The sequence below is a fragment of the Zobellella denitrificans genome (genome assembly GCF_002237365.1).
GTDB classification, from domain to species: domain Bacteria; phylum Pseudomonadota; class Gammaproteobacteria; order Enterobacterales; family Aeromonadaceae; genus Oceanimonas; species Oceanimonas denitrificans.
Map to the genome: position 1 here is coordinate 1 of NZ_NMUO01000123.1, position 9,047 is coordinate 9,047.

10 protein-coding genes and 1 pseudogene are annotated in these 9,047 nt (G+C 57.6%); 4 read left to right on the forward strand and 7 right to left on the reverse strand.

Translation table 11 applies throughout. From position 1 onward, the window contains the following. Together CGX12_RS17830 and CGX12_RS17835 are read left to right on the forward strand one after the other, a co-directional pair. A partial coding sequence (locus tag CGX12_RS17830) for a cation transporting ATPase C-terminal domain-containing protein (RefSeq protein ID WP_176442110.1) occupies positions 1-404 on the forward strand: 404 nt, incomplete at its 5' end. 22 nt (positions 405-426) lie between these two features. Then, entirely contained in the window at positions 427-1,746 is a 1,320-nt protein-coding gene (locus CGX12_RS17835; protein WP_094041175.1) for a hemolysin family protein, read from the forward strand. A 117-nt stretch (positions 1,747-1,863) separates the two neighbouring features. Here the strand turns inward: CGX12_RS17835 and CGX12_RS17840 are convergent, their stop codons facing one another. The 3 genes from CGX12_RS17840 to CGX12_RS17850 all read right to left on the reverse strand — a co-directional run bounded on the left by CGX12_RS17840 (position 1,864) and on the right by CGX12_RS17850 (position 4,541). Then, positions 1,864-2,925, reverse strand: coding sequence for an AI-2E family transporter (locus CGX12_RS17840; protein WP_094041176.1), 1,062 nt, complete (start codon positions 2,923-2,925; stop codon positions 1,864-1,866). 72 nt (positions 2,926-2,997) lie between these two features. Then, complete coding sequence (locus CGX12_RS17845; protein ID WP_094041177.1) at positions 2,998-3,489, reverse strand: TIGR00645 family protein; 492 nt, start codon at positions 3,487-3,489, stop codon at positions 2,998-3,000. Between the two features lie 29 nt (positions 3,490-3,518). Next, positions 3,519-4,541, reverse strand: coding sequence for a CNNM domain-containing protein (locus CGX12_RS17850; RefSeq protein WP_094041178.1), 1,023 nt, complete (start codon positions 4,539-4,541; stop codon positions 3,519-3,521). Positions 4,542-4,622: 81 nt separating this feature from the next. Between CGX12_RS17850 and CGX12_RS17855 the strand changes: the two genes are divergently transcribed. Continuing rightward, positions 4,623-4,862 (forward strand): hypothetical protein, encoded by a 240-nt coding sequence (locus CGX12_RS17855; protein ID WP_142995672.1) that lies wholly within the window; start codon positions 4,623-4,625, stop codon positions 4,860-4,862. Between the two features lie 86 nt (positions 4,863-4,948). Here CGX12_RS17855 and CGX12_RS19660 read toward each other — a convergent pair whose 3' ends face one another. The 4 genes from CGX12_RS19660 to CGX12_RS17865 all read right to left on the reverse strand — a co-directional run bounded on the left by CGX12_RS19660 (position 4,949) and on the right by CGX12_RS17865 (position 8,730). Then, entirely contained in the window at positions 4,949-5,830 is an 882-nt protein-coding gene (locus CGX12_RS19660; RefSeq protein ID WP_142995673.1) for a hypothetical protein, read from the reverse strand. A 50-nt stretch (positions 5,831-5,880) separates the two neighbouring features. Continuing rightward, positions 5,881-6,567, reverse strand: coding sequence for a hypothetical protein (locus CGX12_RS19665; RefSeq protein ID WP_142995674.1), 687 nt, complete (start codon positions 6,565-6,567; stop codon positions 5,881-5,883). A gap of 14 nt (positions 6,568-6,581) precedes the next feature. Next, positions 6,582-7,340 carry a TIGR04255 family protein gene (locus CGX12_RS17860; RefSeq protein WP_094041181.1) on the reverse strand — a complete coding sequence of 253 codons (759 nt, stop codon included), beginning with the start codon at positions 7,338-7,340 and terminating at the stop codon, positions 6,582-6,584. Between the two features lie 217 nt (positions 7,341-7,557). Continuing rightward, the gene (locus CGX12_RS17865; RefSeq protein WP_094041182.1) at positions 7,558-8,730 is read right to left on the reverse strand and encodes a BaiN/RdsA family NAD(P)/FAD-dependent oxidoreductase; all 1,173 of its coding nucleotides are present in this window, start codon (positions 8,728-8,730) and stop codon (positions 7,558-7,560) included. Positions 8,731-8,825: 95 nt separating this feature from the next. On the opposite strand from CGX12_RS17865, the pseudogene CGX12_RS17870 reads away from it, so the two are divergent. Then, a pseudogene (locus CGX12_RS17870) lies at positions 8,826-9,047 on the forward strand (methyltransferase); the annotation flags it as partial.

Below are 9,047 nucleotides of genomic sequence, written 5' to 3' on the forward strand. Positions count from 1 at the left end.
GGGTGTCTGGGGGGCCGGGAGATTTTTATAAGAGCCAGCCCCTGGCGATGTTCGTCTACGGCCTGGCGCAGGACGCGCCGGAGCGGGCCGGCACCCTGGCCTTCACCACCTTCGTGCTGTACCAGTTCTTCAACGTGTTCAACGCTCGGGTGGAGCAGGGCTCGGCCTTCAACCGCCATTTCCTGGCCAACGGCAAGCTGTGGCTGGCGCTGGCGGCCGTGCTGCTGCTGCAGCTGCTGGTGGTGCACTGGCCGCCGTTGCAGCAGGTGTTCGCCACCGTCGCCCTCGGCCCGGGCGACTGGCTGCGCTGCGCCCTGGTGGCGTCCAGCGTGCTGCTGCTGGACGAAGCGGCCAAGCTGAGTCTGCGGCTCTGGGCCCGCCACCGTTCTTCCACCGCCGGCTGAGCCGGGACACCGAGGAGGCCGTATGGAGTTCGTTCTGTTAATCGCCCTGATCCTGTGCAACGGCCTCTTCGCCATGGCGGAGATCGCCCTGGTCACCGCCCGCAAGAGCCGCCTGCAACGGCTGGCCGACGAAGGCGACCGGGCGGCGGCGGTGGCGGTCCGCCTCGGCCGGGAGCCGACCCAGTTTCTTTCCACCGTGCAGATCGGCATCACCGCCATCGGCCTGCTCAACGGCATAGTGGGGGAAGCGGTCCTGGCCGGTCCCCTCGCCGGGCTGTTGCGGGAGGCCGGCCTGAGCCCGGGCGCCAGCGCCATCGCGGCCACCGTGATGGTGGTGGCCGGCATCACCTATGTCTCCATCGTCGTCGGCGAACTGGTGCCCAAGCGGCTCGCCCAGTTCAACGCCGAGGGCATCGCCCGGCGCGTGGCCCGGCCCGTGTCCTGGCTGGCGCAGCTGTCGCGCCCCTTCGTCTGGTTGCTGTCCGTCTCGACCGACGGCCTGCTGCGGCTGCTCGGCCAGCAGGCGCCGGGCGGCAGCCACCTGACCGAGGAAGACATCGACGCCATGCTGGTGGAAGGCTCCCTCAGCGGGGTGATCGAGCCCTATGAACACGACATGGTGCGCAAGATTTTCCGCCTCGACGACCGACGGATCCTCTCGCTGATGACGCCGCGCAGCGACATCGTCTTCCTGGACATCGATCATCCCCGGGAGCTCATGCTGGCGCGGGTCAACGACTCCGAGCATTCCTGCTTCCCGGTGTGTCGGGGCGATATCCAGGAGGTGCTGGGCGTGGTCACCGCCAAGCAGTTGTTGCGCCAGCAGCTCAGTGCCTCGCCGCCGGCGCTGGGCGAGCTGCTGCAACCCGCGGTGTTCGTGCCCGAATCCCAGACCGGCTTGCAACTGCTGGCGCAGTTCCGCCGCTCCGGCATCCGCATGGTGTTCGTGGTGGATGAATACGGCGACGTCCTGGGGCTGGTGACCCAGCAGGATCTGCTGGAAGCCCTGGCCGGGGAGTTCAGCTCACCGGAGCCCGGGGAGGCCTGGGCCGTGCAACGGGAAGACGGCTCCTGGCTGCTGGACGGCCTGCTTCCGGTGCACGAGCTGCAGGATCGGCTCGGCCTGAAGCGGCTGCCGGGAGACGGACGCGGCCGCTACCATACCCTGGGCGGCATGCTGCTGTGGCTGTGGGGGCGCATGCCCGGCACCGGCGAACACCTGGACTGGGAGGGCTGGCGGCTGGAGGTGGTGGATCTCGACGGCAACCGCATCGACAAGGTGCTGGCCAGCCCGCTGGCCGACGCCGGTGGGCTGCCATCGGCCGGCGGCGAGACGCCCTGAGCCGGGGTGCCGACGCCGCCGGGAGGCCAACCAACTCAATCGCGATCGCGCCTCTGAACAAGCCAAACTAAAGCGCGCCACATCATCATCCTGGTCGCTCGGGAAACGCCCTGCTCCTCATGGCTGCGAGGCCGGGCCCAGGCTGTGCAGCCATTCACGCCAGATCGCCACCAGCAACGCCATCAGCACCGGGCCGATAAAAAGACCGACAATGCCCATGGTGGTCACCCCACCGACAAGGCCGAAAAAGGTCGGCAGAAAAGGCAACTTGATGGGGCCGCCCACCAGCCGCGGCCTGATGGTCTTGTCGACGATAAACAGCTCGATCACGCCCCACAGAAACAGGCCCGCCGCCATCACTGTCTCTCCGGTGCCGGCCAGGTAGAGCGAAACCAGGGTAAAGGACAGCGGCGCGCCGCCGGGGATCAGGGCCATAAAGCCGGTCAACACCCCCAGCGCCACCGGAGACGGCACGCCGGCAATCCAGTAGGCGATGCCCAGCACCACCCCCTCGCCCAGGGCGACCAGCCCCATGCCGGTGACGGTGGAGCTGACGGTGGCCGGCACCATGCGGGAAAACCGGGCCCAATGTCCGCCCAGCACGGACTCGCCCACCCGATCCAGTTGAACGGCAAGGGCATGCCCGTCCTTGTACACGAAGAACAGGGTGATCAGCAGGAAGACCAGGATCAGAAACAGATGGAAGGCCCTGCTCCCCAACGCCAGCAGCCAGCGGTAGATATTGCCCAGCTGTTCTCCGCTGAGTAACTGTACCAGCTCGCTCAGGGCATGGGGTTCGGCCACATACTGTTGCCAATAAGGCAACAACCAGCTACCCAGGGCAGGGAGAGATCGCAACCAGTCCGGCATGGCTGCCCCTTCCCGGTTCGCCTCGATAAGCCACTCCACCCAATGCTTGATTTCACCGAAGGCATAGGTGAAGGCGAACGACAGGGGTACGACCAGCACCGCCATCACCGTCAGCACGGCAATGCTGGCGGCCAGCAGCTCCCGTTCGCCGCACAGCCGCAGCAACCGCCGATAGAAGGGCCAGCTCGCAAAACCGATGATCAGGGCGCCGAGCACAGGGACCAGGAAGTCATGGAAAAAATAGACCGCCACCAACAGCAGGAAGATCAACAGCCAGCGGGAAATCAGGTTGTCGGGCAAGGTTCTCAAGGATATCGACTCAACAGATTCGGGTGTCCGGCAGCATAGCCACGGGCTGGCCAAGACTCCAGCCCGTCCGCCTCATTTGCTGCGGGTGATCTTGTCCAGATAGCCCATGGCGAAGGCCGACAGCACGAAGGTGATGTGGATCAGCAGGTACCACTTGATCTTGTCGTTGGGAATATTCTCGGTGTTCATAAACACCTTCAGCAGGTGGATGGAGGAGATCGCCACTATGGAGGCGGCCACCTTGTTCTTCAGCGAGCCGGCGTCGAGCTTGCCCAGCCAGCCCAGCTTGTCGTCGCTCTCCTCCACGTCCAGCCGGGACACGAAGTTTTCGTAGCCGGAGAACATCACCATCACGATCAGGCCGCCCACCAGGGCGATGTCGATCAGCGACAGGGTGACCAGGATCAGATCCACTTCCTTCATCGCCAGGATATTGGGCAGGATATGCAGGATTTCCTGGAAGAACTTGACGCCCAGCGCCACCAGCACCAGGCTCAGCCCCAGGTAGATCGGCGCCATGATCCAGCGCGACGAATACATCAGTTTTTCAATCAGTCTTTCCATTGTTAATGTTTCTCAAGAATAAGAGGGGCTCAGTCTTCCGCCAGGCTCTTCAGGCGGTGCTTCCAGCGCCGCTTGGCATACCTGCGCATGTTGGGAATATCATCGGTCTCGTCCATGATCGGCTTGCCGATGATGGTCTCGATCACGTCTTCCATGGTCACCAGACCCAGCCAGCTGCCGTATTCGTCATACACCAGGAACATGTGCTGGCGCTCGTGCATGAACTGGCTCATCAGATTCTCGACGTTGAGCTTGTCCGACACTATGGTGACCGGCTTGATCAGGGAGGTGACCGGCTGTTCCGGATCGGCATGGATGATGTCGTAGCGGAACAGCAGCCCCAGCGGGGTTTCATCCTTGTCGATCACAGGGTAACGGGAAAACTGGCCGGATTTTACCTGCTCGGCAAAGTCGGCTACCTTGGCATAGGGCGTGACCACTTCACACACCGTCCTGGGAGTCATGATGCTGCGGACGGTAATATCGTGCAGATCCAGGATATTGGCGATAACCCGTTGCTCGTCTTCGTCCAGTTTGTTCAGCTCACGGCCCAGCACCGAGAGGGCCTTGATCTCCTGCCGTAAATCATGCTCGGGCGCATGGCCGCCGAACAGCTTCATGATCTGATCCGAGACCCAGATAAAGGGCTTCAGGACAAAGATCATGCCGTTCAGCAACCGCGGCAGTATGGGCGCCAGCGCGCGCCAGTAGCGGGCACCTATCGATTTCGGCAGTATCTCCGACAGCACCAGGATCAGCACCGTCATGATTGCCGACGCCACGCCCAGATAGCCGTCGCCGAACACCACTGTGACCTGGGCACCGACGCCGGTGGCACCCACGGTGTGCGCGACGGTGTTGAGAGTAAGGATGGCCGCCAGGGGCTGGTCGATCCTATCCTTGAGCACTTTCATGCTCTCGTGCAGCTTCGGATTGGAGAGCTTGAGCTGGGCGATGTAACTGGGGGTTATCGACAGGAGCGCGGCTTCAAGGATGGAACAGAGGAAGGAAACACCGATTGAGAGTATAGCAAAAGCTATCAATAAACTCATAAAACGAGTTAAAACCTATGGTTATGGACTGCCTATATCATAGGGGCGAGCGGGGCAGGGATGCAATCAAAAGCATAATGAATGAACAGCACCACGCCCCGAATCCAGGCGGCATCGGGGGTCGGCATGGGCTGGAAGGGCCTGGTCGACCACCTGATCGAGGGCGGCATGCTGGTCGGGCTGGAGTCACTGAGCCTGCGGACGCAGCGGGGCTACGGCCTGATCGACGTCCGGCCCGAGGTAACCGGCGAGGCCAAGCGCGCGCTGTTGGAGTGGATACTGTCCTGCTGCGCCTCGGACCAGAACCTGTTGCCTTCCTGAGATTCTGTTCAAAGTCTTTTGAGCAAAAGGCTCAAGAAAGCCAAGTCCCTACATTTCATAAGGTAAAGGTATCCATAGATATTTCTCTACTCGGTAGAAGAGGCGGGGCGATTACCTTCAGGATAAGAGCGAAAACTGTAGTAATCTAGGTGCCATCGTTGATAATTTCTAATCATTGTAAGGGTGAGTTGTGATTCAGGCATCACCTTTACAGCTTTTACGTTTACCCCTTGGGCAGCCGTCATAGCTGTCTTCAGCCGTAACTCAAGAGTTTCTGCTGGTCCACCTGGTTTGAAGAGATGTCGAGCCCCCAGTTTTTGAATAGCCTCATCAGGTAAGGTCAATATCACTTCTGCACCATATCCGTCTTCGTTAGGCTCAATACGAAGCAACACTTCAGAGATATGCTCATAATCCGAGCTCTTCCAGATCTTCTCTAGTCGCTTGTGGACAATTGAAAGGTTTTGATTCCAATCATCTGGAAAAACTTCGCGAGTACTACGAGATGACGACCAAATCAACACTCGCTTCAGAACACCCTCTGGCCATTTGATACTACTATCTATCTGTTCAGTCAACAGTGATTTCCGACAAACAAACCACAAACCTAAAGCTGTAGCCTCGAACCATTGATTTTCACCGTCTAGAACCAGTTCGAAGTGGTAAGTGCGAGGGTTCTTTCCATTCATAAAGTTCCCTAATGGATTATTTATGTTCCAGCAGATCATGACCGGAGCCCATGGTTCAGAGTCGAAACATTCATCCACCAAGGCGCAATCATAAAGCAAAGGAATCAAGTAAGCAGATTGACTCTGTTGAACTCTTTTCACCAGCCTCTCGGGCAAGGTATTCAAAATCCCATTTGGCTTTTTTAGATCAACAAAAACACCCCTTGCCCATCCCGCATCCAGCCACGACTCTCTTGGATTTTTGGGAGCAGCATCACTCGCCAATAGCTGATCTGACATTAGTAAATACCACTCTATCGACAATAAAAATCATGTTTAGACCGTATCAATTAAACTCCAGTCAAGTTGTCCCTTTTATCCAGACCAACAAAATCCAAAAACAGACGGTCGTAGTGCTCTGCAAGTGCCTTTGGGTCCAGCTCCACAGCTAACAAAGCTTTTGAAAAATCGGCATCAGACCAACGTCCAAAAGTCATATCGGATACAAAACGCCGGTGCTCCGGCTCCATACCTTCATGTAAAGTCTTCAACACCTCTAACCGAACAGCAATACGAGGCTGCACCTCTGTTTCAGGACGCTTTCGCCAATCATAAATAGTTTTACGCTCAACTTTCATCACTCGAGCCCAAGGAGCGACTTTTTTGAAACCAAAATCTTTCTGTAACTGTTGACTCAGTTTTGCGTAAGAAACTGAGTCTTTCTTAATTTCATCGCTACCACCTTGTTCTTCTTCTTTTTTTACCCACACATGAGGAATAAAAGAAGCCTTCCCTGGTTCAGAGTTTGAATGCGTAGCAACATCTGTAGAAACCGCACTCCCTATAGAACCTCCAATTATGAACGGAAAAACTAATGCTCGAGCCCGTTCTCCAAATCGTTTAGCATTACCACGTTGGGAAGTAGTTGCCTGAGTATATCCCATGGCTCTAGAGTTGAGATATGAACCGGCAGCGATGCCAGACACTGTTCTAGCATCTGTACTGGATGTGCAGCCACCATCAATATAGTTTCTCATATGGCAACTTTCCTTTACGTAGTTTGCTTCACGATTTCTAAGTGTGCTTTCTTGGCTATCCGGCGCAAGCTATTAATTTTATCAAGCACAGAGTCCAAAGAGAATACGACTGGCTTTTTAAGAGAGCAATGCGCATCAAGATCAACATGAGCATATACCCCATCAAGAGGTTTTGGATCAATACCTAAATCTTGAGCCAAGTCCATGAGATCGCCATTCAAAGCAGCATTATTAACGGTTACTCCACTATTAATATTAAGTGTGTTCTCACCATCAACGTAGACAGATAATAAATTTGAACCAGCCATCGATAAACCAGCTAAATTAGGCTGCAAAAAATCTTGCCTGGCTATACAGTGAGAAAAATCCACCATATTCCCCAGTGAGTACTTATTAACATACCGAATCCCAACAAACTGATAGTGCGTAACCTTAACAGATTCATTAACGAGACTTAGCACTTTTTCTAATCTAGCTTGGAGATCTTCGTAGCTGGAATACGCTCTCGTTTGGATGAAAAAGGCATCTGGTTGTATCCTGAATGCCCATTCCTTATCAACATCCATCATGGATAGTAGAGGAACAATATCCTTACTAACCTCTGTTCCATTTGGAGTAATATTGAACATCTGCTGATGCAGCTCGCGCACCGCTCCTATGATCGGATAATCTTGGCGCAACGCTTCATGCAGATCGTCTCGCTTTGACTCTAGTATTTTGTTCGGGATCTGAGCTATCCCTATTTTTACCAGAACATACAAAGGGTTATTCATAGTATCTCGACTCTAATCCTTACCGCATAAGTTCAGTCTAGCGGCATTTTATACACTTTGTATATAGATTAAACACTTTTTTCTAAAAAGCTTCACCTGACGCAATAAGTGAAGGTAATGATGGATAAAAAACAAACGACATTTTCATAATATATTGATATAACTAGAAATTTACTCACACAATCACACGCAGTGTTCTACGACATTACGACATACCTCACACCACCTGGCCGGCGCACCAGCCGGAGCTCCAGGCCCACTGGAAGTTGTAGCCGCCCAGCCAGCCGGTGACGTCCATCACCTCGCCCACGAAATAGAGGTTGGGCACCTTGTTGGCCATCATGGTCTTGGAGGAGAGCTCGTGGGTGTCCACCCCGCCCAGGGTCACCTCGGCGGTGCGGTAGCCCTCGGTGCCGCCGGGCTTCAGCGACCAGGCCGTCAGCCTTTCCTCTATCGCCGCCAGCTCCCTCGGGGTGTATTGCTTGAGCGGCTTGTTCACCAGCCCTTCCCGCGCCAGCAGCGCCTCCACCAGCCGTTTGGGCAGCTGGCGGCCGAGCCAGGTCTTCAGTTCCTGGTTGGGGCTGTCCGCCACTCCCTCGGCCAGCCGGCCGGCGGGCAGCAGCTCGAAGCAGACCCGCTCGCCGGGTTGCCAGTAGGAGGAGATCTGCAGCACCGCCGGGCCGGACAGGCCCCTGTGGGTGAACAGCAGGTTTTCGGCGAAGCGGGTGCCGTCCTCGCTCTCGGCCACCACCGGCAGGCTCACCCCGGCCAGGGGCTCCAGGCTTTGCTTGTCTTCCGGCTGCAGGGTAAAGGGCACCAGGCCGGCCCGGGTGGGCAGCACCCGCAAGCCGAACTGCTCCGCCAGCTTGTAGCCGAAGGGGGAGGCGCCGATCTTGGGCATGGACAGGCCGCCGGTGGCCACCACCAGGGAATGGCAGCTGTAGGCTTCGTCGTGGGTGGCGACCGTAAAGCCCTCGCCCAGCCGCTCCACCTCCAGGATCTCGGCCCGCAGGCGGATGCTGACGCCGGCCTGTTCGCACTCTTTCACCAGCATATCGACGATGTTCTGTGCCGAATCGTCGCAGAACAGCTGGCCCAGGGTCTTTTCGTGGAAGGCGATACGGTGCTTGTCCACCAGGGCGATAAAGTCCCACTGGGTATAGCGGGCCAGGGCCGACTTGACGAAATGGGGGTTGGCGCAGAGGAACGCCTTGGGCTCTACATGGTAGTTGGTGAAGTTGCAGCGGCCGCCACCGGACATCAGTATCTTGCGGCCGATGCGCTTGCCGTGATCCAGCACCAGCACCCGCCGCCCCCGCTTGCCCGCCTCGGCGGCACACATCAGGCCGGCGGCGCCGGCGCCGATCACGATTACATCCCAGGCCTGCATGGGCTTCCCCTCTCGTCGACACAAAGGCGCTATTCTAGCGCCCCGGTCCCGCCCCCGCTATCACGGCGCCGGGCTCGGCGCTATAATCCGCCCCCATGAGCGACCTGGCCGATCTTTTCGACACCCTGAGCACCCTGCTGCACCGCACCCGCGGCGACTGGCAGCGCTATCCCTTTGCCTGCCATTCCCTGCCCTGGCCGGAACTCGCCCCCCTGCTCGAAGAACTGGACGAGGCCCAACTGGAGGCGCTGGAGGCCGACCCGGCCGCCGCCCTGGCCTGTCTGGCCGAGTGGCGCCCGGACGCCGTCGCCCTCAAC

Excerpts from the sequence above, each read along its gene's own strand:
- CGX12_RS17835 (WP_094041175.1), top strand. The coding sequence starts at position 427 with ATGGAGTTCGTTCTGTTAATCGCCCTGATCCTGTGCAACGGCCTCTTC.
- CGX12_RS17845 (WP_094041177.1), bottom strand. The coding sequence starts at position 3,489 with ATGGAAAGACTGATTGAAAAACTGATGTATTCGTCGCGCTGGATCATG.
- CGX12_RS17850 (WP_094041178.1), bottom strand. The coding sequence starts at position 4,541 with ATGAGTTTATTGATAGCTTTTGCTATACTCTCAATCGGTGTTTCCTTC.
- CGX12_RS17855 (WP_142995672.1), top strand. The coding sequence starts at position 4,623 with ATGAACAGCACCACGCCCCGAATCCAGGCGGCATCGGGGGTCGGCATG.
- CGX12_RS19660 (WP_142995673.1), bottom strand. The coding sequence starts at position 5,830 with ATGTCAGATCAGCTATTGGCGAGTGATGCTGCTCCCAAAAATCCAAGA.
- CGX12_RS19665 (WP_142995674.1), bottom strand. The coding sequence starts at position 6,567 with ATGAGAAACTATATTGATGGTGGCTGCACATCCAGTACAGATGCTAGA.
- CGX12_RS17860 (WP_094041181.1), bottom strand. The coding sequence starts at position 7,340 with ATGAATAACCCTTTGTATGTTCTGGTAAAAATAGGGATAGCTCAGATC.
- CGX12_RS17865 (WP_094041182.1), bottom strand. The coding sequence starts at position 8,730 with ATGCAGGCCTGGGATGTAATCGTGATCGGCGCCGGCGCCGCCGGCCTG.